The 21,172-nt window shown below is 70.6% G+C and carries 18 protein-coding genes; 8 read left to right on the top strand and 10 right to left on the bottom strand.

Annotation, left to right across the window (positions count from 1 at the left end):
• Positions 1–73: 73 nt before the first annotated feature.
• Positions 74–1,123, bottom strand: coding sequence for an iron ABC transporter permease (locus I5G_RS10215; RefSeq protein WP_022878972.1), 1,050 nt, complete (start codon positions 1,121–1,123; stop codon positions 74–76).
• Between the two features lie 23 nt (positions 1,124–1,146).
• On the opposite strand from I5G_RS10215, the gene I5G_RS21770 reads away from it, so the two are divergent.
• Entirely contained in the window at positions 1,147–2,196 is a 1,050-nt protein-coding gene (locus tag I5G_RS21770) for an iron-siderophore ABC transporter substrate-binding protein (RefSeq protein WP_036327520.1), read from the top strand.
• Between the two features lie 94 nt (positions 2,197–2,290).
• Here the strand turns inward: I5G_RS21770 and I5G_RS10205 are convergent, their stop codons facing one another.
• Complete coding sequence (locus tag I5G_RS10205; RefSeq protein WP_022878970.1) at positions 2,291–2,962, bottom strand: fasciclin domain-containing protein; 672 nt, start codon at positions 2,960–2,962, stop codon at positions 2,291–2,293.
• 311 nt (positions 2,963–3,273) lie between these two features.
• Between I5G_RS10205 and sigK the strand changes: the two genes are divergently transcribed.
• The 4 genes from sigK (at position 3,274) to I5G_RS10185 (ending at position 6,517) form a co-directional block, all read left to right on the top strand.
• Entirely contained in the window at positions 3,274–3,876 is a 603-nt protein-coding gene (gene sigK / locus I5G_RS10200) for an ECF RNA polymerase sigma factor SigK (RefSeq protein WP_022878969.1), read from the top strand.
• Entirely contained in the window at positions 3,873–4,670 is a 798-nt protein-coding gene (locus I5G_RS10195; RefSeq protein WP_022878968.1) for an anti-sigma factor, read from the top strand. Before sigK ends, I5G_RS10195 begins: the two co-directional genes overlap by 4 nt.
• 51 nt (positions 4,671–4,721) lie before the next feature.
• On the top strand, positions 4,722–5,360 hold the full coding sequence (locus I5G_RS10190; protein ID WP_022878967.1) for a hypothetical protein: 639 nt from the start codon (positions 4,722–4,724) through the stop codon (positions 5,358–5,360).
• A gap of 272 nt (positions 5,361–5,632) precedes the next feature.
• Positions 5,633–6,517, top strand: coding sequence for an aminodeoxychorismate lyase (locus I5G_RS10185; RefSeq protein ID WP_022878966.1), 885 nt, complete (start codon positions 5,633–5,635; stop codon positions 6,515–6,517).
• A gap of 54 nt (positions 6,518–6,571) precedes the next feature.
• Here I5G_RS10185 and pstB read toward each other — a convergent pair whose 3' ends face one another.
• The 4 genes from pstB to I5G_RS10165 all read right to left on the bottom strand — a co-directional run bounded on the left by pstB (position 6,572) and on the right by I5G_RS10165 (position 10,753).
• Positions 6,572–7,351, bottom strand: a complete 780-nt coding sequence (gene pstB, locus I5G_RS10180; RefSeq protein WP_022878965.1) for a phosphate ABC transporter ATP-binding protein PstB — start codon at positions 7,349–7,351, stop codon at positions 6,572–6,574.
• Positions 7,352–7,367: 16 nt separating this feature from the next.
• Positions 7,368–8,462: a phosphate ABC transporter permease PstA gene (gene pstA / locus I5G_RS10175; protein ID WP_148286464.1), complete on the bottom strand. Its 1,095-nt coding sequence runs from the start codon at positions 8,460–8,462 to the stop codon at positions 7,368–7,370.
• A 5-nt stretch (positions 8,463–8,467) separates the two neighbouring features.
• Positions 8,468–9,469: a phosphate ABC transporter permease subunit PstC gene (gene pstC, locus I5G_RS10170; protein ID WP_022878963.1), complete on the bottom strand. Its 1,002-nt coding sequence runs from the start codon at positions 9,467–9,469 to the stop codon at positions 8,468–8,470.
• Positions 9,470–9,631: 162 nt separating this feature from the next.
• On the bottom strand, positions 9,632–10,753 hold the full coding sequence (locus tag I5G_RS10165) for a phosphate ABC transporter substrate-binding protein PstS (protein WP_022878962.1): 1,122 nt from the start codon (positions 10,751–10,753) through the stop codon (positions 9,632–9,634).
• 158 nt (positions 10,754–10,911) lie between these two features.
• Between I5G_RS10165 and I5G_RS10160 the strand changes: the two genes are divergently transcribed.
• Both I5G_RS10160 and I5G_RS10155 read left to right on the top strand, forming a co-directional pair.
• Positions 10,912–14,850 carry a Pls/PosA family non-ribosomal peptide synthetase gene (locus tag I5G_RS10160; RefSeq protein WP_022878961.1) on the top strand — a complete coding sequence of 1,313 codons (3,939 nt, stop codon included), beginning with the start codon at positions 10,912–10,914 and terminating at the stop codon, positions 14,848–14,850.
• Positions 14,847–16,145, top strand: coding sequence for a M1 family metallopeptidase (locus tag I5G_RS10155; RefSeq protein WP_022878960.1), 1,299 nt, complete (start codon positions 14,847–14,849; stop codon positions 16,143–16,145). The genes I5G_RS10160 and I5G_RS10155 overlap by 4 nt, the downstream gene beginning before the upstream one ends.
• Positions 16,146–16,329: 184 nt before the next feature.
• Here the strand turns inward: I5G_RS10155 and I5G_RS25325 are convergent, their stop codons facing one another.
• The 4 genes from I5G_RS25325 to I5G_RS10135 are packed head-to-tail and all read right to left on the bottom strand — an operon-like array spanning position 16,330 to position 20,696.
• Complete coding sequence (locus I5G_RS25325) at positions 16,330–16,848, bottom strand: hypothetical protein (RefSeq protein ID WP_026095830.1); 519 nt, start codon at positions 16,846–16,848, stop codon at positions 16,330–16,332.
• Positions 16,845–17,783 (bottom strand): NUDIX hydrolase, encoded by a 939-nt coding sequence (locus I5G_RS10145; protein ID WP_022878959.1) that lies wholly within the window; start codon positions 17,781–17,783, stop codon positions 16,845–16,847. The genes I5G_RS25325 and I5G_RS10145 overlap by 4 nt, the downstream gene beginning before the upstream one ends.
• Positions 17,780–19,948 carry an RNA degradosome polyphosphate kinase gene (locus I5G_RS10140; RefSeq protein ID WP_022878958.1) on the bottom strand — a complete coding sequence of 723 codons (2,169 nt, stop codon included), beginning with the start codon at positions 19,946–19,948 and terminating at the stop codon, positions 17,780–17,782. The genes I5G_RS10145 and I5G_RS10140 overlap by 4 nt, the downstream gene beginning before the upstream one ends.
• Before the next feature lie 55 nt (positions 19,949–20,003).
• Positions 20,004–20,696: a response regulator transcription factor gene (locus I5G_RS10135; RefSeq protein ID WP_022878957.1), complete on the bottom strand. Its 693-nt coding sequence runs from the start codon at positions 20,694–20,696 to the stop codon at positions 20,004–20,006.
• A gap of 113 nt (positions 20,697–20,809) precedes the next feature.
• On the opposite strand from I5G_RS10135, the gene I5G_RS10130 reads away from it, so the two are divergent.
• Complete coding sequence (locus I5G_RS10130; RefSeq protein WP_306305783.1) at positions 20,810–21,139, top strand: hypothetical protein; 330 nt, start codon at positions 20,810–20,812, stop codon at positions 21,137–21,139.
• Positions 21,140–21,172: the final 33 nt, after the last annotated feature.

Here is a 21,172-nt window from a genome sequence, read left to right as displayed (position 1 = left end):
ACCGCGAGCGTCGCCGCAACGGCGACGGCGTAGCGCGCGCGCCCACGGGACCGCACGCGCGGGACGGCGGACGTCACGACGCCGTCCTCCGCAGCACGAGCCACAGCAGCAGGGGCGCGCCGAGGAACGCCGCGACGATTCCCGCCTCGACCTCGGCCGGGACGGCGATGACGCGTCCGATCACGTCGCTCGCGAGCGTCAGCGTCGCGCCGGTGAGCGCGGCGAGGGGGAGTTGGGCGCGGAGACCGGTCGGACCCGCGTGGCGGACCACGTGGGCCACGAGCAGGCCGATGAAGGCGAGAGGCCCGGCCGCCGAGGTCGCCGTCGCGCACAGCAGCGTGATCGCGACCCCGGACGTCACCAGCACGAGCACGGGGGAAACCCCCAGCGCCCGCGCCAGGTCGTTGCCGAGGCGCAGCTGATCGAGCCCGCGGGCGACCACCACCGCGAGCACCACGCCGACGACCGCGAACGGCAAGAGTTGCACCGCGACGTCGGCGCCCCGTCGCTCGAACGACCCCACGGCCCAGAATCGGAACGACTCGAACGTGTCGTCGTCGGCCAGCGTGATGATGCGCACGACCGCGGTCAGACACGCGCTCAGCGCGACCCCGGCCAGCACGAGTCCCACGGCGCCGCCGCGACCGCCAGGGCGTGCCGCGAGGTACACGGCCGCGGCCGCGCCGGCCGCTCCGGCGAAGGCGAACCACACGTATCCGCTGGCGGTGCCGATGCCGAAGAACGCGATCGCGACCACGACCCCCACCGCGGCGCCGGCGTTCACGCCGAGGAGACCCGGGTCGGCGAGCGGGTTCCGCGTGGCCGCCTGCATGAGCACCCCGGCGACGCCGAGCGCGGTGCCCACGAGCAGCCCGGTGAGCGTGCGGGGGAGTCGCAGGTCGTGGACGATGACGGCCGTGGCATCCCTCCGGTCCGAGAAGAGGGCGGAGATGACGTCGGGGAACGCGAGCGGGCGGGAGCCGACCGCAAGGCTGGCGACGACGACCACCGCGAGCAGCACCACGATCGCCAGCGTCGCGACGACCGTGCGCACCTGTCGCCTCTGCCGGCGGGCGGCGACCAGCGTCGCCGCGGGAGCAGCTCCCACGTCAGTCACCGGCATGTAGCTAAGGCTAACCTAACTGCATGTCGTTCCTTCGCTTCCCGTCTCCCCGCTTCCGTTCCCGACGTCGCCTGGCCGTGGCTACCGCGAGCATCGGTGCGCTCCTCGCGCTCGCCGGCTGCGCCTCCGCTGCGCCCGCTCCCGTCCTCCCCGACGCCGAATCCGGCTCCACCGGACAGTGGGTCGTGGCGCGCGACCTCGAGCCGGGCATGGGCTCGAGCGAGGCCGACGGGGTCTTCCCGCGCACGGTCACGCACTTCTCGGGGACCACCGATATCCCCGCCGCTCCGCAGCGGATCGCCGTCGTCTCGACGGGACAACTGGATGCCGTCCTCACCCTCGGCCACGTCCCGGTGGCGGCGACGCGAGCCGAGAACAGCGGGCTCGTGCCGCAGTACCTGCGCGACGCCTTCGCCGCCGACGCGGCGCAGCTCGATGCCATGGCCGACATCGGCTCGCGTACCGAGCCCGACCTCGAGGCGATCGCGCAGGCCGCCCCAGACCTGATCCTCATCAACTCCACGCGCGGCACCGAGGTGTACGACGCGCTTTCGGCCATCGCGCCGACGGTGGTGACGAAGGGCAACGGGGTGAACTGGAAGAGCGACTTCCTGCTCATCGCCGACGCGCTCGGGCAGGAGGGCGCCGCGCGGGCGAACCTCGACGCGCTGCAGGCCGACAGCGCCGCGTTCGCGGCGACGCTTCCCGCGGAAGCTCCGACCGTGTCGTTCCTCCAGTCCACCGGTGACCGCACGCGCATCATGGGCGTGCCGTCCTTCGCGGGCGGACTCGCCGAGGACCTCGGACTCGCGCGGCCGGAGTCGCAGCGGTTCGACGAGACCTCGCAGGACATCAGTGCCGAGCAGATCGACCTCGCCGACGCCGACCACGTGTTCTACGCGGGCACGGGCCAGGGCGTGCAGTTCATCGAAACGGCCGCGCTGTGGTCGACGCTCACGGCGGTGGCCGACGGACGGACCACGGCGGTCGACTTCGACCCGTGGTTCATGAATGCCGGTCCGGCCGCGGCGCGCCTGGTGCAGGACGAGATCGTGCGCGCGATCGACGGCTGAGCGCACGAAAGGAGCGAGCGCCGGACCCCCTCGCCTGGGGTCCGGCGCTCGCCGTCAGGTCCGATCAATCAGTGATCGGTCCGGATGCGGGGAATTACGCAGCCGGGGGCATCAGCACCGAGTCGATGAGGTACACGGTGGCGTTGGCGGTCTGGACGCCACCGCAGATGACGTTGGCGTCGTTGACCTTGATCGAGTCGCCCGAGCCGGAGACGGTGACGTCGCCGCCCTCGACCGTGGCGTGGGTGCCGTCGATCTTGTCGGGGGTGATCTGGCCGGGGACCACGTGGTACGTGAGGATCTTGGTCAGCGTGGCCGAGTCGGTCTTCAGCGAGTCGATCGTCGCGGCGTCGATCTTCGCGAACGCGTCGTCGACCGGGGCGAAGACGGTGAACTCGCCACCGTTCAGCGTGTCGACCAGGTTCACGTTCGGGTTCAGCTGGCCGCTGACCGCAGCGGTGAGCGTCTTCAGCAGCGGGTTGTTCGACGCGGCGACGGCCACGGGGTCGGCGGCCATGCCCTCGACCGAACCGGCGCCCGACGGGACGGCGGCGGCGTAGTCGGCGCAGCCGGGGCCCACGAGGTTGGCGGCCGGGTCCATCATGTTCGACGAGGCCGAGGGGGACGCGGCCATCGAGGGGGCAGCCGAGGACTCCTCGGTGGTTCCGCCGGCGGTGGTGGAGCCACCCGAACATGCGGTGAGAGCGAAGGCCGAACCCAGCACGAGGGCGAGACCGGCGACGACAGGCTTCTTGTTCTTCAGCATGACATTCCTCCGAAATCGTTCGGACCGCGGCTGCGACCCGTTAGGACACCCCGGTGCGGGGGGTGGTTCGCCGTGTTGCGGCGTACACAGGGTCTTCGGGACCCCCTCGGGTTCGGATTGCGGATTTTTACGAAGCGGTGCCCGCGGGCCTGGAAAAGGCCAGTTCAGAGGCCTGAAAATATTCTCTAGAATGTTTTCCTGGATGCCGTCGCCCCGACGCTGAGACCATGCGGCGACGCCCCGGGATCACGTTTCCGTAGCGCTCTCGCGCCACGCGCGCACGGGGGAGGGAAGTCCCGGGCAGGTGCGGCATGCTGGGATTCATGGTGATCGACGGTTTCTCTCTCCCCGAGGACGGGGCGGACCACGTCGACCACGTCGGAGAATTGCTGCAGAAAGTCGCCGCCGGCGATCGGAAAGCCTTCGCCGAGCTCTACGACACGCTGTCGGCTCGCGCGTTCGGTCTCATCCTGCGGGTGCTCGTCGACCGGTCGCAGAGCGAGGAAGTGCTGCAGGAGGTCTTCCTGGAGATCTGGCAATCCGCCGCGCGCTTCACTCCGAACAAAGGACAGGGAAGGTCGTGGGTCCTCACGATCGCACACCGACGAGCAGTGGACCGCGTGCGGTCCTCGCAGTCGAGCGTCGATCGCGACGTGCGCGCGGGCTTCCGGAATATCGACGTCGCGTACGACGATGTCTCAGAGAACGTAGAACTCAAGATCGAAGGGCGGCGCGTCGTGGACGCACTCGCGACGTTGCCCGACGCGCAGAAGGAAGCGCTCACGCTGGCCTACTTCGGTGGGTACAGCCAAAGTGAAATCGCTACTCTCGTCGGAGCGCCGCTCGGTACGGTCAAGACCAGGATGCGCGACGGATTGTCGCGCTTGAGAACGGAGATGGGGGTGGACAAGTGAACGAGAGGGATTTCGCCGACCTCGCTGCCGGTCACGCGCTGAACGCGCTATCCGACGCAGACGAACGCGCATACCAGGAGGCTCTCGCGGGTAATCCGCACTGGTCCTCCCACGTTCAGGATGCCGCTGACGCCGTCGCCGCGATCAGCGACACGATCGCGCCCGTCGAGCCGCCGGCATCCATCCGCGCCTCTCTGCTGGCGCGCATCAGCGAGCTCCCGCAGATCCCCGCGGAGCCGGAGCTCGACTCATCCGACGCCGAGGACTACGCCGCCGCCGGCCCCGCGCCCGTGGAGGTCGAGCATGCGTCGGAGTCCGAGACGGTCGGATCCGGCTGGGGCCTCCGTCGCTGGTTCACCCTCGCCGCTTCCCTTGTGGCCGTGCTCGTGCTCGGTTTCGGCGCGGTGACGATCAGCCAGCAGCTCACGCGCCCGGCATCGGTGGTCGCTCTCGAGCAGATCACGTCCGCTCCCGACGCGCAGTCGGCCTCCACGACCATGCCCGACGGCGGAGTCGTGACGGCGCACTGGTCGGCATCCACCGGTCAGAGTGTGCTCGTGACCGACGGCATGCCCGCGCTCCCGACCGACCGGACCTACGAGCTCTGGTTCGTCCGCGACGACACGCCCATCGCGGCGGGGATCTTCTCGACGGATGCGACGGGCAAGGCGACCGCGGTGCTGCAGGGCCAGTTCCACTCCGGCGACGTGATCGCCGTGACGGTGGAGCCCGCGGGCGGGTCGCCGGACGGCACCCCCAGCTCGGCTCCCGTCGTCGCGGTGGCCACCGCCTGAACGGTCGTCGCTCCGGCCCGGCTCGCGCGGGACACGCTCTAGCCTGGAAGGATGAGCGATTCCCCTCGCGACTTCCACAAGCCCATCCGGCGCCCCGCTGAGCTGTTCGACCGGCTGTTCGTCGCCGACGACCCCGCCGAGGTGTCGCGCGTCGCGCACAGCACCGCTCACGCCCTCCTGTCGCGCGTCCGGGCCGACCCCTCGGTCGACGTCGTCGAGCGGCTGGTGGCGTTTACCGACGACCACGGCATCGACGACATCGCCGAGCTGTGGTCCCGTTCTCCCGCCCGGTCGCTCCCGGGCGCGCTGTGGCGGTTGTACCTGCTGCAGCTCATGATCCACGACGACGCCGCGACCGCAGCTCTGCTGTTCGAGCGCGGGCGCGCCGAGATGGCGACCGTCGACCCGGTGGTCGTCGGGGCCCCGGCCCCCGCGGGTCCGGAAGAGCTGGTGCAGCTCATCGACACGATCCTGCGCGGCCTGTTCGAGGGTGATTTCGCCGTCGCGCTCGAGCGAGCGGCGGCCTTCTGCCGCATCCAGGCGTCCGGCGCGACGCACCTCGCGGACGACTACGAGAACACCGAGTCCGAGCGCGCCACGGCGCTGACGACCCGCGCGCTGCGCCTGTCGACCTACGCCGACGACCTCGCGGCCGCGGCCGCCCTGTGGCGCCGCGACGCGCTGACCTGATCTACGGCCCAGTGTCCAAGACACGCCGCATCGGGGTGGTGCCCAGCGGCGTGTCTTGGACACTCGACGGTGAGCGTCACGCCGCCAGGGCAGAAAAGTGCCGGGCCGCAGAACGCCTCTCGGCGCAAGGCCGCTCGCAGCGGCAGAAGATGGAGCCCGGGGTTACTGCGGCCCGGCTATGCAAGTGTAACAAGCACGGCTCCGAGGCATTCCCTCGCGCGGGGTGGTTGACGCGACCCGGGCGTGTCGGTACGGGGGCATAGGGTCGATGCATGGCTTGGCGTTTCGCTCTCCTGATCGACCCCGTGGCATCCGATATCCGGCGAGACGACTTCTCCGACACGTTCACCGTGATCGACCCCGACGGCGCCGCGTTGCGCCTCGGCGACCTCAGCGCCCAGCGCGGTGACGGGATCTTCGAGTCGCTCGGCGTGATCGACGGTCACGTGCAGGAGGTCGAACCCCACCTCGCGCGCCTGGCGCACTCCGCGGGTCTGTGCGAGCTCCCGACGCCGAACTTCGACCAGTGGCGCGCCGCGATCGCCCGCGTCGCCGCCGACGCGCCGGCGGGGGAGAGCGTCGTGAAGCTCATCCTCAGCCGCGGGGTGGAGCACGGCCCGGCGCCGACCGCGTGGATCACCCTGGCCGACGCTCCCGACAGCGCGCGTGCACGCGCGGAGGGCGTGCGCGTCACGACGCTCGACCGCGGCTACGCCCTCGACGTTCCCGCGCGGGCGCCGTGGCTCCTGCTCGGCGCGAAGACCCTCTCGTACGCGGTGAACATGGCCGCGATCCGCGAGGCCAAGCGGCGCGGGGCCGACGACGCCGTGTTCGTCACCAGCGACGGCTTCGTGCTGGAGGCACCCACGGCATCCGTGGTCCTGCGCTTCGGCGACCGCTTCGTCACGCCCACCCCAACCGCCGGCATCCTGCACGGGACGACCCAGCGGAGCCTGTTCGCCCACCTCGGGCAGCGCGGTTTCGAGACCGCGTACGAGACGGTGCCGGTGTCGGATCTCGGGCGAGCGGATGCCGCGTGGTTGCTGTCCAGCGTCCGGCTCGCCGCCCCGATCGCGGCGGTGGACGGCGAGGCGAAGGCCGTCGACCGCACCCTCACCGACGAACTGAACGCGTACCTGCTCTCGCCGCGCGACTGAGCGCGGAGACGACGATGGCCCCGCCGGAGCGGGGCCATCGCGGGGGAGCGGTGCTTATCCGAAGCGTCCCGAGACGTAGTCCTCGGTCGCCTGGACGGTGGGCGCCGTGAAGATCGTCGAGGTGTCGTTGTACTCGATGAGCTTGCCCGGCTTGCCGGTACCGGCGATGTTGAAGAACGCCGTCTTGTCGCTCACGCGCGACGCCTGCTGCATGTTGTGCGTGACGATGACGATCGTGTAATCGTTCTTCAGCTCGGAGATGAGCTCCTCGATCGCGAACGTCGAGATGGGGTCGAGGGCCGAGCACGGCTCGTCCATGAGCAGGACGTCCGGCGAGACGGCGATCGCGCGGGCGATGCACAGACGCTGCTGCTGGCCGCCGGAGAGGCCGCCGCCCGGCTTGTCGAGACGGTCCTTGACCTCGTTCCAGAGGTTCGCGCCCTGCAGCGACTTCTCGACGAGCGCGTCGCCGTCGCTCTTCGAGAGGCGCTTGTTGTTGAGCTTCGCGCCGGCGAGGACGTTCTCGCGGATCGACATCGTCGGGAACGGGTTCGGACGCTGGAACACCATGCCGACGTGGCGGCGCACGAGCACCGGGTCGACGCCTGGGCCGTACAGGTCGTCACCGTCGACCAGCACGCGGCCCTTGACGTGACCGCCAGGGATGACCTCGTGCATGCGGTTCAGCGTGCGGAGGAACGTGGACTTCCCGCAGCCGGACGGGCCGATGAAGGCCGTGACGGTGCGGGGCTGGATGTCGATGGAGACGCCTTCGACCGCGAGGAAGTCGCTGTAGTAGACGTTGAGGTCTTCGACCTCGATGCGCTTGGACACGGGGGCCTTCCTGGGATCAGCGCGCCTTCGGTGCGAACACCGAGGCCACGATGCGGGCGATCAGGTTGAAGATGACGACGAGCACGACCAGCAGGAACGCCGCGCCCCAGGCCTGGGCCTGAGAAGCATCGATGTCCTGCCCCGGGAAGCTGTACGCGGTGTACGCCATGACGGGGAGGGTCTGCATCGGACCGTCGAACGGGTTGGAGTTGAAGTTGTCGGTGAAGCTCGCGGCGATGAAGATCGGCGCGGTCTCGCCGACCACGCGGGCCACGGCCAGCACGACACCGGTGATGATGCCGCTCGCCGCGGTCCGCAGGACGACCTTGACGATCGTCGCCGAGCGCGGCACGCCGAGGGCCAGCGAGGCCTCGCGCAGGTCGGCCGGCACCAGGCGCAGCATCTCCTCGGTGGAGCGGATGACGATGGGGATCATCAGCACGCACAGGGCGATGGATGCCGAGAACCCGGAGAACGCCTTCGGTCCGACGATCAGCGCGAAGAAGGAGAACGCGAACAGACCGGCGACGATCGAGGGGATACCGGTCATCACGTCGACGAGGAACGTGATCGTGCGACGGAGCGGGTTGGTCGGCAGCGCGTACTCGACGAGGTAGACCGCCGCGAGCACACCGATCGGCACCGAGATGAGCGCCGCGATCCCCGTGATGATGAGCGTTCCGACGATCGCTTGAAGAGCGCCGGGCGTCGCGACGACCGCGAGCGTGTCGGGGTCGAAGGCGCTGCCACCTGTCTTCGTGATGAAGTCCCAGTTCACGATCGCGAGGCCCTTGGACACGACCGTCCACAGCGTCGAGATGAGCGGCGCGACCGCGAGGAGGAACGCGGCGGTCACGAGACCGCGGATGACGCGGTCGACGGCCTTGCGGCGGCTCTCGACGATCGTCGACCCGACGCCGATCGCGATCAGGTAGAGCACGGCGGTGAGGATCAGCCACGCGGCCAGGTTGAAACCGCCGACGAGGAACTGGATGCCCGCGACGATCACCGCGACGCCGACCAGCATGATCGGCTCGATGAAGCGGGGGAGCTGACCGCTGGTCAGCGCGAGGGGCGCGGATGCCGTCGACACCTGCGACGGCGCCTTCATGGTGGTCACGAGCGCTTCCCCTTCTTGCGGCCCTTCGCACCGGGGCCGGTCGCGCCGATGATGTAGCGAGCGAGGATGTTGACCGCGAGCGACACGACGAACAGCATCAGACCGGTTCCGATGAGCGCCGAGCGCTGCAGGTCGGTGGCGATCGGGAAGTTCAGCGCGATGTTGGCGGCGATCGTCTGCGAGTTGTAGCCGTCGGTGAGGATCAGCACCGAGTAGATGAGGCTCGGCGAGATGATGAGCGCGATCGCCATCGTCTCGCCCAGCGCGCGGCCGAGGCCGAGGAGCGTGGCCGACACCATGCCGCTGCGGGCGTAGGGGAACACCGACAGGCGGATCATCTCCCACCGCGTCGCCCCGAGTGCCAGCGCGGCCTCTTCGTGCAGGCGCGGGGTCTGCAGGAAGATCTCGCGCGTGATCGAGGTGACGATCGGGAGGATCATGACGGCGAGCACCACCGAACCGGTGAGCAGCGTCGAACCGGTGCTGGAGGGCGAACCCGCGAAGAGGGGGATCCACCCGAAGTAGGTGTTCAGGAACTGGCCCACCGGGATCAGCAGCGGGCGCATCACGATGATGCCCCACAGGCCGAACACGATCGAGGGGACTGCCGCCAACAGGTCGACGATGTAGCCGAGAGCGCCGGCGATACGGCGTGGGGCGTAGTGCGAGATGAACAGCGCGATGCCGATGGCGACCGGCGTGCCGAGCACCATGGCGATCAGGGCCGCCCAGATGCTGCCCCAGAGGAGCGGACCGACGTACTCCCAGAAGTTGGTCCACGACCCGTTCTGGTAGCCGGCGAGGTCGCCCTCGGTCCAGTTGCCGGTGATGGCGGGCAGGCCCTTGATGATCAGGAAGATCGCGACGCCCGCGAGGATGATCATGATCGAGACGGCCGCCGTCATCGACAGGCCGAGGAAGGCCGTGTCTCCGGCGCGGCGCTTGCCGACGATTGTCGAAGGGCCCCCGGCCGGGGGAGCAGAGACGGTGTCAGCCACGGCTGACCTCGCGCTCGGCAATGGTCATGGTGTGCTCCTCGGGTCGGGATTCTCTCTGAGGATGGTCGGGCTCAGCGGAAGCGTCGACGCGGACGTCGACGCTCCTGATCAGCCCGAACCGGCCCGCACCGAGGTGCGGACCGGTTCGGATCCGAGAGATGTTTACTTGATCGCCTCGAGCGTCTTCGCGGCGTCCGCGAGGACCGACTCGGGCAGCGGCGCCGAACCGGCGTTCTTCGCGGCGACCTGCTGGCCGAGCGAGCTGGTGATGAAGCCGAGGTACGACTTCACGAGCTCGGCCTGCTTGGTGTCCTTGAACTCGGTGCAGGTGATGGCGTACGAGACCAGCGGGATCGGGTACGTCTCGGCGGTGAGCTTGGTGTAGTCGAACTTCTTCGACAGGTCACCGGGAACGCCGTTGGCGTTGTCGACGGCCGCGGCCGCGAAGGTCGCCGTGACGGCCTCGGGGCTGAAGGGGATCGCGGTGCCGTCCTGGATGATCGCGACCGACTTCAGGTCGCCGATGGCGGAGTGGTCGGCGTAGCCGATGGTGCCCGAACCGGCCTTGACTGCCTCGACGACACCCGAGCCACCCTTCTGCTTCGACACGTTGCCCTCGATCGGCCAGTCCTTGCCCGCGGGCGAGGTCCAGACCGACGACTGCGTCGCGGCGAGGTAGTTGGTGAAGTTGGTCGTGGTGCCCGAGCCGTCCGAACGCGCGACGGTCGTGATGGGGCCGGCGGCGAGGGCCGTGCCGTTGTCCTTGGTGATGGCCGGGTCGGACCAGTCGGTGATCTGCAGCGCGAAGATCTTCGCGATGGTCTCGCCGCTGAGCTTGAGGTCGGTCACGCCGGGGATGTTGAAGATGATCGCGACACCGTCGAGGTAGATCGGGATGTTCACGCCGCCGTCGGTGCACAGCGCCTTGGACTGCGTGGTCTGGTCGGCGTTGAGGGGCGAGTCGGAGCCGGCGAAGTCGTACGCGCCGCTCAGGAAGTTGGTGACACCGCCGCCGGAGCCCTGCGACTTGTCGTAGTTGATCGTCACGCCCTTGGCGGTGGCGTTGTAGGCGCTGGTCCATGCGGCCTGCGCGTTGGCCTGGGCGCTCGAGCCACCGGCGGTGATGGTGCCGGAGAGGGTGGGGTCGATCGTGAACGCGACGTCGGAGGACGAGGCGGACGAGGAGGGCTCCGTGGTGCCTCCGCTGGAGGAGGCGCAGCCGGCGAGGGCGAGAGAGGCCACTGCGGCCACGGTGCCCAGCTGGGCGAGTCGGGAGAGCTTCACTGTGTGAATCCTTCGCATGTCGGGGACACGAACCCGGTGCAGGGTTCTCCCGCACGGTAAACACCGTCCCTTACCAGAGTGCGTTGCACGGGTGAACGGAAGGTGAACCGGTGCCGCCGTTCCGGGGTGTTTTCCTGGCCTGTGTACGCTTCACCCCCGTGACGACCCCCGCGTTTCCCGGCCAAGAGCTGCTCGACCGTACGAGCTCCGCCCCACCGGCGCGCACGCTCATCGACATCCTCGCCGACGTGGCCTCCCGGCATCCGGAGGCCTCCGCGATCGACGACGGGTCGGGTGCGCTCAGCTACCGCGAGCTGCTCGCGCGGGTCTGGCGGACCGCGGCGGCCCTGTACGCGGCGGGGGTGCGCCGCGGCGACCGGGTCGGCGTGCGGATGCCGTCCGGCTCGAAGGAGCTGTACGTCTCGATCCTCGCCGTGATGGCGGCCGGGGCCGCTTACGTGCCGGTGGATGCCGATGACCCCGACGAACGCGCCCGCCTGGTGTTCGGCGAAGCCGGGGTGAAGGGGATCATCGCGGGCGACGGCGAGTTCGTCGGGGGCGACGACGACCTCGTCCGCCTCTACGACGGCGAGGCGCCGCACCCGAGCACGAGCGCGGTGCCGATCGTGGCGCCGCCGACCGTCGACGACGACGCGTGGATCATCTTCACCTCCGGCTCGACCGGCGTGCCCAAGGGTGTGGCCGTGACGCACCGCTCCGCGGCGGCGTTCGTCGAGGCGGAGGGGCGTCTCTTCCTGCAGGGCGATCCGCTCGGCCCCGGCGACCGCGTGCTCGCGGGGTTGTCCGTGGCCTTCGACGCCTCGTGCGAGGAGATGTGGCTCGCGTGGGGTCACGGTGCGTGCCTCGTTCCCGCCCCCCGCTCGCTCGTCCGCTCGGGCGAGGACCTCGCCCCGTGGCTCCTGCGGCAGGGGATCTCCGTCGTCTCGACCGTGCCGACGCTCGCCGCGATGTGGCCGGCCGACTCCATCGAGAACGTGCGCCTGCTCATCTTCGGCGGCGAGGCGTGCCCGCCCGAGCTCGCCGCGCGGCTCGTCGCCGACGGCCGCGAGGTCTGGAACACCTACGGACCCACCGAGGCGACGGTCGTCGCGTGCGCCGCGCTTCTCGACGGGACGCTCCCCATCCGCATCGGCCTGCCGCTGGACGGCTGGGCTCTGGCCGTGGTCGACGCCGAGGGTCAGCCGGTGGCCGAGGGCGACGTCGGCGAACTCATCATCGGGGGAGTGGGCCTCGCGCGGTACCTGGATCCGGCGAAGGATGCCGAGAAGTACGCGCCCATGCCGACTCTCGGGTGGGAGCGGGCGTACCGCTCCGGCGACCTCGTGCGCTTCGAGCCGGAGGGGCTCGTCTTCCAGGGGCGCGCAGATGATCAGGTGAAGGTCGGCGGACGACGCATCGAACTCGGTGAGGTCGAGTCGGCGCTGCAGGATCTCGCCCAGGTGCACGCGGCGACGGTCGCGGTCCGCACGACCGAGGCGGGGGTGCCCGTGCTCGTGGGATACCTCGTGATGGAGGACGGCGCCGAGCTCGATCGGTCCGCGGCGCGTGCGGCGCTCGCGGAGCGGCTGCCGGCCGCCACGATCCCCCTCCTCGGCGTCGTGGACGAACTCCCGGTTCGCACCTCGGGCAAGGTCGACCGGGCCGCGCTGCCGTGGCCGCTCCCCGGCGTCGACGCCCCCGCCGCGACGGACTTCTCCGCCGACGAAGCGTGGCTCGCCGAGCAGTGGCAGGCCGTGCTCGGGCTCCCGGTCACCGACCGCAAGGCCGACTTCTTCGACCTCGGCGGCGGCTCGCTCGCGGCGGCGCAACTGGTCTCGCGCATCCGCGCTCGTGTGCCCGAGTTCTCGGTCGCCGACATCTACGACGTGCCGCGCCTCGGCGCGATGGCGAAGGCCCTGGGACCGCAGCTCGGCGATGAGACCCCCGCGGCCTTCCACAAGCCGACGCCGACCCCGCGGGCGACGCAGTGGGTCCAGACGCTCCTCGGCGCCCCGCTCTTCATCCTCTCGGGAGTGCGCTGGCTGCTGTATCTGCTCACGGCATCCGCGATCCTCCAACTCGTCCCGGGCTTCGAGGTGCTGCCCGACGTTCCGTGGCCCGTGCTGCTGATCGGGCTGCTCGTCTTCGCGACGCCGTTCGGCCGCATGGCGATCGCCGTCGTGTCGGCGCGGCTGCTCCTCGTGGGACTGCGTCCGGGCGACTACCCGCGCGGCGGCTCGGTGCATGTCCGCCTGTGGCTCGCCGAGCAGATCGCCGCCCAGGTCGACGCCGTCGGCCTCGCCGGCGCCCCGTGGGTGTCGTACTACGCCCGCGCGCTCGGTGCGCGCATCGGCCGCAACGTGGACCTGCACGCGCTGCCCCCGGTCACCGGCATGCTCGTCATCGGCGACGGCGCCTCGATCGAACCCGAGGTCGACCTCACGGGCTACTGGATCGACGGCGACCTCGTGCGCATCGGCGAGGTGCGGATCGGTGCGGAAGCAACGGTCGGCGCGCGCTCGACCCTCGCCCCGGGCACCCGCATCGGCCGACGCGCGGAGATCGCGCCCGGGTCGGCGGTGTTCGGCCGCGTCAAGGCAGACCAGTCCTGGGCCGGGTCTCCCGCGGTCCGCGTCGGCGGCACCGCGAAGGGCTGGCCCACGGAGCGTCCGGCCGCGCCGACGCGCTGGCTGTGGGCCTATGCCACCTCCGCGGTGCTCCTCGCGCTGCTGCCGCTGCTGTCGTTCGCCGTCGGCGGGCTCGTCGTCGCCCGCGGCATCAGCGGCGCGGACTCGCTCGCTGCCGCGGCCGGCGCGGCATTCGTGTGGCTCGTGCCGGGGGTCGCTGCCACGGGCCTGGTGTTCGCGGCATCCGTCGTCCTTCTCGTCCGGGCGTTCTCGGTCGGGCTCGTCGAGGGCACCTTCCCGGTCCGGAGCCGCGTGGCGTGGCAGGCGTGGACGATCGAGCGGCTGCTCGACTCCGCGCGCACGATCCTCTTCCCGCTGTACTCGAGCCTGTTCACGCCCGTCTGGCTGCGGATGCTGGGCGCCCACGTCGGCCATGACGTCGAGGCATCCACCGTCCTGCTCCTGCCCACGATGGCGCGGATCGAGGACGGAGCGTTCCTCGCCGACGACACCATGGTCGCCTCGTACGAGCTGCGCGCGGGCTGGCTGCGCGTGGGGTCGGTGCGGATCGGCAAGCGGGCGTTCCTCGGGAACTCCGGCATGGCCGCCCCCGGACACCGAGTGCCGCGCGACGGCCTGGTCGCGGTGCTGTCCGCCGCGCCGCTCAAGGCGAAGCCCGGATCGTCGTGGCTCGGCTCGCCCGCCGTGCGCCTGCGGCGGCTGTCGGCCGAGGGCGACGAATCGCGCACGTACCGCCCCACCCCGGCCCTGCGCCTCGCGCGCACGCTGTGGGAGCTGTGCCGTTTCGTCCCGGTCGTGGTGACCTGCGCGATCGGGCTCGGCGTGATCTTCACCCTGGCCGGATTGTGGGATGCCATCGGCCCGGTGTGGACGCTCCTGCTGTCGGGACTCGTGCTGCTCGCCGCGGGCGCGATCGCCGCGGCCGTCTCAACGCTCGCGAAGTGGGCGATCGTGGGCGTCATCCGCGCGGGGGAGCAGCCGCTGTGGTCGAGCTTCGTGTGGCGCACCGAGGTGTCGGACACGTTCACCGAGATGGTCGCGGCACCGTGGTTCGCCCGCGCCGCCGCCGGAACGCCCGCGCTCGCGATCTGGTTGCGGAGCCTCGGTGCCCGGATCGGCCGCGGCGTGTGGTGCGAGAGCTACTGGCTGCCCGAGCCGGATCTGGTCACTCTGGGCGACGCATCGACGGTCAACCGTGGGTGCGTCGTCCAGACCCACCTCTTCCATGATCGAATCATGAGTATGGACACCGTCGAGCTGGAAACGGGTGCGACCCTCGGGCCGCACAGCGTGGTGCTCCCCGCATCGACCCTCGGGGCGCACGCGACCGTCGGTCCCGCGTCGCTGGTCATGCGGGGCGAGACCGTCCCCGTCGGCTCGCGGTGGAGCGGCAACCCCATCGGACCCTGGCGCGCCGTGAAGGTGCGCGCCTACCAGTCGACCACGTGAGCGGGCCCGACCCGTACGCCCCCCAGAGCGGTGACGGCGGTTACCGCGTCGAGGCGTACGACCTCGCGCTGAGCTACCGCGTGCGCACCAACCGGCTCGAGGGGACGGCGGTGATCTCCGCGGTCGCCCTCGCCGACCTGACGACGGTGGTCCTCGATCTCGTCGGACTCCGCGCCACACGCGCCCGTATCGGCGGGGCGCCCGCGCGGTTCTCCGCCGCGGCGGGCAAGCTGCGTGTCGCCGCGCCGCGACCGATCCCGGCCGGGGAGACGTTCGAGGTCGAGGTGGCCTACGCCGGAGCCCCCGCCCCCCGCCGGTCGCGGTGGGGCGCGGTCGGGTGGGAGGAGCTCACCGACGGCGCGCTCGTCGCCGGCCAGCCGATCGGTGCGCCGACGTGGTTCCCGTGCAACGACCGCCCCGACGACCGCGCGCGGATGACGATGCGGATCACCGTCGACGACGGGTACGCGGTCGCGGCCACCGGCGTTCCGGGTGCCGCGAGCCGCCGCGGCGGACGCGTGACGACGACCTTCACCTCCTCCGTCCCCACCGCCACGTACCTCGCGGCCGTTCATGTCGGGCCTTACCGCACACGAACGCTCCCCGGTTCCGGTGCCGGAGTCGTTCCGGCGGTGACCGTCACCGCGCCGCCCGCGCTCGCCGCGGCGGCGGATCGCGCCTTCGCCGCCGTCCCCGAGATGCTCGAGGTGTTCGACGGCCTCTTCGGCCCGTACCCCCAGGAGACCTGTTCCCTCGTGGTCACGGCCGACGAGCTGGAGATCCCGCTGGAGGCGCAGGGGCTCGCGGTGTTCGGCATGAATCACCTCGTCCCCGCGGCGCAACGACTCATCGCGCACGAGCTCGCGCACCAGTGGTTCGGCAACAGCGTCGGGATCGCGCACTGGAGCGACATCTGGCTCAACGAGGGCTTCGCCTGTTACGCCGAGTGGCTGTGGTCCGAGGCCTCGGGCGGGCGCTCGGCCGACGACTGCGCGCACGGCCACTACACGCGGCTCGCCGCGAAGCCCCAGGACCTCCTCCTCACGGACCCCGGGCCCGACGACATGTTCGACGACCGCGTCTACAAGCGCGGCGCGCTCACGCTCCACGCGCTGCGGCGCGTCGTGGGCGACGCGACCTTCTTCGACCTGCTCCGTCGCTGGACGGCCGAGAACCGCCACTCCCTGGCATCCACCGACGACTTCCGCGCGGCCGTTCTGGTGGCCGGGGGACCCGAAGCCGCCGAGCTGCTGTCCGCCTGGATCGACCAGCCCGAACTGCCCGCGCTGCCCTGAGCCCGCCGGCGCGGTACGTCGGCGATTCGCGTTCGGTGAGTCGGGAGGGATGCCGATCGGCTGAGGTTGCGTGGATCGCTGAGGTTGTGCGGATCGCCGCGGCACAAGGTCAGCGATCAGCGTTCGGTGAGTCGGGATGGATGCCGGCTGACTGAGGTTGCGCGGATCGCTGAGGTTACGCGGATCAGGGAGCGGGCGCGGTGCCGAGGTCGGCGGCCACCGCCACGAGGATGCCGGGCGGACCGGCGACGTCCCAGCCCGCGACGGGGGCGCCGTCGTCGATCCGCGCGGCCCAGTCGGACCCCGGCACGGACGCGTCCGCAATCCGCACCCGCGCCGGGTCGACCGTCAGCCCGCGGCCGTCGGCCTTGAGGACGGCCTCGACCCGGGCCCAGGCGCGCGCATCGCCGCCGGGCAACACGCGTTCCAGCCCGGAGGCGTCCGCGGGGACGGCATCCAGTCCGACGCGCCTCTGCCCGGGCGCCGCCACGGCGAACGCCCACCCCGCGGCGTAGGAGACCGAGGCCGTGGCATCCATCCCGACCACGCGGATGCGGCCGTGAGCGCCGCCGCAGGCAGGGCAGCGCGAGACGAACTCCCCGCCGGGCAGCAGCTCGGCGAGCAACGCCCGCGACACCGTGCGCCGCGCGACACCCGCCGGCACCCGTCGCCAGGCGAGGCGTACGCCCGACGGGAGCGTCACACCTGCGGCTCGTGCGTCTCGATCGCGACGATGCCCGACCCGGGGTGCTCCACCGGGATGTGCGCGACGGAGAACGCCGCGGGCTCGAGCGCCGACGAGCTGCCGAGGTACGAACCCCGCATCGTTCCGGTGGCGAGGGCCAGCTCGTGCATGATGTCGGGCAGCACGGGACCGTGGCTCACGACGACGACCGGCTTACGGGCGCGCACGCGCTCCCCGACGACCGACCGCGCGTCGCTGCGCCCCTCTTCCCACGCGTCCTGGCTGATCGCCTCGGTGAGCTGGACGCGCTGGGCGAGCGCCGCCGAGAGCGGGACGACGGTCCGCACGCAGCGCTCCGCGGGGCTCGACACGATCCGTCGCACCCCGAAGGCCAGCAGCGGACCCACGATGGCGTTCGCCTGCTTCCGGCCGCGCGGCGTCAGCGGACGCGCCGTGTCGGCTCCGTCCCATTCGTCGCGGGCGCGCGCCTTCGCGTGGCGCAGCGCGATGATCGGGAAGGTCGGGAGCGCCTGCTCGTCGACCAGGCGCACGAACTCGTCGAGGATCTCGATGTCGACGGGGTAGCTGAGGTGCTTGCGCGCCTTCTTCAGCCCGACCCATTCGATCGCCGCGATCTCCTTGTTCGGGACGAACGTCGAGATCCGCACGGCCGCGTCCGTCGCCTCGGCGGCCCAGTAGTGGACGATCTTCGTCCGCGAGTTCGGCATCCGATACCGGGACACGCCGACGGGGACGCCGAGGGAGACCCGGATGCCGGTCTCCTCACGGATCTCGCGCACGGCGGTCTCGGCGAGGGTCTCACCGGGATCGACCTTGCCCTTGGGCAGCGTCACGTCGCGGTACTTGGTGCGGTGGATCAGGAGCACCTTGTACTTGCCGTCGACCATGCGCCAGACCACGCCACCGGCGGCGTAGACGGCCGTTTCCGTCACCGGACCGCCCGCGATCGGCGCTTGCGCTGCACCTGCGCCATCGTGTGCTCCTGCAGGTCGATCAGCGGAGCCCCCTCGGCATCCACGCTGTGCCGGACCCACTCGCCCTCGGGACCGAGGTGCCACGAGCTCGTGCCGTCGTCCATCGCCAGGTCGAACAGGTCGGACAGCTCCTGGATCTGCTTCGGGTCGACCACGCGGACGAGCGCTTCGACACGACGGTCGAGGTTGCGGTGCATCATGTCGGCGCTGCCGATGAAGATCTGCGGGTCTCCGTCATTGACGAACGTGAAGATGCGCGAGTGCTCGAGGTAGCGGCCGAGGATCGACCGGACCCGGATGTTCTCGCTCATGCCCTCGACTCCGGGCTTGATCGAGCAGATCCCGCGCACCCACACCTCGACCGGCACGCCGGCCTGGCTCGCGCGGTACAGCGCGTCGATGATCTGTTCGTCGACCATCGAGTTGACCTTGATGCGCACGCCCGAGGGCTTGCCCGCGAGCGCGTTGGCCCGCTCGCGTTCGATGTGGCGGATCAGGCCCTTGCGCAGGTGCAGGGGAGCGACGAGGAGACGCTTGAACTTCTTCTCGATCGCATAGCCGCTCAGCTCGTTGAACAGGCGCGTGAGGTCGCGGCCGACCTGGTCGTCGACGGTGAAGAGGCCGAAGTCCTCGTAGATGCGGCTCGTCTTGGGGTTGTAGTTGCCCGTGCCGACGTGGCTGTAGTGGCGGAGGCGCCCCTCTTCCTCGCGGATCACGAGGGCGAGCTTGCAGTGCGTCTTGAGTCCGACGAGGCCGTACACGACGTGCACGCCGGCCTTCTCGAGCTTCCGCGCCCACACGATGTTGTTCGCCTCGTCGAAGCGCGCCTTGACCTCGACGAGCGCCAGCACCTGCTTGCCCGCGACGGCGGCGTCGATGAGCGCCTGCACGATCGGGCTGTCGCCCGAGGTGCGGTACAGCGTCTGCTTGATGGCGAGGACGTGGGGGTCCTTCGCCGCCTGCTCGAGGAACGCCTGGACGCTGGTGGCGAACGACTCGTACGGGTGGTGCACGAGCACGTCGCCCTTGCGGATCGCGCCGAAGATGTCGGCGCGGCCGTTCTGCTCCGGCGGCTGGAAGGCCAGCGCCGTCTTCGGGACGTGCGGCGGGTAGTGCAGGTCGGGACGGTCGATGCGCGAGAGGTCGAACAGCCCGCGCAGGTCGAGGGCGCCGGGCAGCCGGTAGACCTCCTGCTCGGTGATGTCGAGTTCGCTGAGCAGCAACGCCCGGGTCACGTCATCCATGTCCTCGGTGATCTCGAGGCGGATGGGCGGGCCGAATCGACGACGCAGCAGTTCGGCCTCGAGCGCCTGGATGAGGTTCTCGGTCTCGTCCTCCTCGATCGTCATGTCCTCGTTGCGGGTGAGGCGGAACGCGTGGTGGTCGAGCACCTCCATGCCGGGGAAGAGGTCGCCCAGGTGGTTGGAGATGAGTTCCTCGAGGGGGAGGTAGCGCACACCGGGGCCGTCACCGGGAACCTCGACGAATCGCGGCAGCATCGGGGGCACCTTCAGTCGCGCGAATTCCTGGCGTCCGGTGCGCGCGTTGCGGATCCGGATCGCGAGGTTGAGCGACAGGCCCGAGATGTAGGGGAACGGGTGGGCCGGGTCGACCGCGAGCGGCATCAGCACGGGGAAGACGTTGCGCTGGAAGTACTCGGTCAGCCGCGAAGACGAGTCCTCGTCGAGCGAGTCCCACGACACGACCTCGATGCCCGCCTCGGCGAGGGCCGGGCGCACCTGGTCGGTCCAGACGGCGGCGTGCCGCAGCTGGAGGCGGTGGGCTTCCGCCGAGATGTCGGCCAGGACGTCCTGCGGGGCGCGGCCGACGTTCGTGGGGACCGCGAGACCCGTCATGATGCGACGCTTCAGGCCCGCGACGCGCACCATGAAGAACTCGTCGAGGTTGCTGGCGAAGATCGCGAGGAAGTTGGCGCGCTCGAGCAACGGGACCATCGGATCCTCGGCGAGCTCCAGCACGCGCTGGTTGAACGCCAGCCAACTGATCTCCCGATCGAGGTAGCGGTTGTCGGGCAACTGCTCATCGGCGGCCTCGATCGCTTCGTCGAAGTCGTCGTCATCCCCATCGCCCAGGCCCGCGTCCAGCACGTCGTGTTCGATCATTCCCTCATCATTGCAGGGGTCGATGACGTACGCGTGAACGGTTGCGTGGCGGGGCTCAGGCGGGCGTCGCGGGGACAGGCGGCTGATCGTCCTCGTACACGTTGAAGCGGTAGCCGACGTTGCGCACCGTGCCGATGAGCTGCTCGAGGTCGCCGAGCTTCGCGCGGAGGCGTCGCACGTGCACGTCGACCGTGCGCGTACCGCCGAAGTAGTCGTACCCCCACACCTCGCTGAGCAGCTGCTCGCGCGTGAAGACGCGCGACGGGTGGGTGGCGAAGAAGTGCAGGAGCTGGAACTCCTTGTAGGTCAGATCGAGCGGCTTCCCGTGCACCTTGGCGGAGTACGAGGACTCGTCGATCGTGATGCCCGAGGTCGAGATGCGCGACGACACCTGCTCGGCGCTGCGGCGCCCCATCGCGAGGCGGATGCGGGCGTCGATCTCGGCGGGGCCGGCGCCGACGAGGACGACGTCGTCGACTCCCCAGTCGGTCGAGACCGCGGTGAGACCGCCCTCGGTGACCACCAGGACGAGCGGCGCTTCCATGCCGGTCGTCGTGAGGATCTTGCACAGCGACTTGGCGCCGACGAGGTCCACGCGCGCGTCGACGAAGACGACATCCGCGCTCGGGGCATTGACCAGCTGCGCCGGTTCGGCCGGAATCTGCCGAACACGATGGCTCAGCAATTCGAGCGCAGGCAACACCGCGCTACCGCCGGGGGCGGAGCTGAGAACGAGCAGCTGAGCCAAACGGACCTCCCAGTGCGGGCCTGCCGCACCCGCCCATCTTAGGGGGGTGCCGCGCCGTCGCGCCGTCACGCGCCCGGCGGGGCCGCTCCGGCGCGACGCGCCCCGTCCATCGCATGCGCACGATGGCGGCGGTGTGCGCGATGATGGAGGGCATGTCGACCCCCGACCTCGCGCCGCGCCGCACGTACGGCGGCATCGTCGCGGTCTGGGTCCTCGCGCTCGTGGCCGGTGTCGCGATCGGGCTCTTCGTTCCGGCCGAATGGCGCGCGCAGTGGATCACGGTAGCGCTCGGCGGTTGCGTCATCGCGGCCTTCGCCGTGCAGCTCTGGTACGGCCGCTCGCAGGCGTTCATCCAGCGCGTCGCGGCGAGTGTACTGGGCGCGCTCGTCGTGCTCGGTGTCGTGACGGCCGGGTTCGGGCTGGCATCCATCGTTCCCCGGTAGAGTTGGGCCATGGACCTCCTCGCGCTCGAACTC

Origin of the sequence: Microbacterium sp. B19 (assembly GCF_000333395.1) — a bacterium.
In the GTDB taxonomy this organism is placed as follows: domain Bacteria; phylum Actinomycetota; class Actinomycetes; order Actinomycetales; family Microbacteriaceae; genus Microbacterium.
Note: the sequence above shows the minus strand (reverse complement) of the source record. Positions and strands in the feature narration are given on the sequence as shown.

What these genes read in the sequence shown, in the direction of transcription:
- I5G_RS10190 (WP_022878967.1), top strand. Translation starts at nt 4,722, where the DNA reads ATGAGCGATTCCCCTCGCGACTTCCACAAGCCCATCCGGCGCCCCGCT.
- I5G_RS21770 (WP_036327520.1), top strand. Translation starts at nt 1,147, where the DNA reads ATGTCGTTCCTTCGCTTCCCGTCTCCCCGCTTCCGTTCCCGACGTCGC.
- sigK (WP_022878969.1), top strand. Translation starts at nt 3,274, where the DNA reads ATGCTGGGATTCATGGTGATCGACGGTTTCTCTCTCCCCGAGGACGGG.
- pstA (WP_148286464.1), bottom strand. Translation starts at nt 8,462, where the DNA reads ATGAAGGCGCCGTCGCAGGTGTCGACGGCATCCGCGCCCCTCGCGCTG.
- I5G_RS10130 (WP_306305783.1), top strand. Translation starts at nt 20,810, where the DNA reads ATGCGCACGATGGCGGCGGTGTGCGCGATGATGGAGGGCATGTCGACC.
- I5G_RS10140 (WP_022878958.1), bottom strand. Translation starts at nt 19,948, where the DNA reads ATGATCGAACACGACGTGCTGGACGCGGGCCTGGGCGATGGGGATGAC.
- I5G_RS10205 (WP_022878970.1), bottom strand. Translation starts at nt 2,962, where the DNA reads ATGCTGAAGAACAAGAAGCCTGTCGTCGCCGGTCTCGCCCTCGTGCTG.
- I5G_RS10215 (WP_022878972.1), bottom strand. Translation starts at nt 1,123, where the DNA reads ATGCCGGTGACTGACGTGGGAGCTGCTCCCGCGGCGACGCTGGTCGCC.
- I5G_RS10185 (WP_022878966.1), top strand. Translation starts at nt 5,633, where the DNA reads ATGGCTTGGCGTTTCGCTCTCCTGATCGACCCCGTGGCATCCGATATC.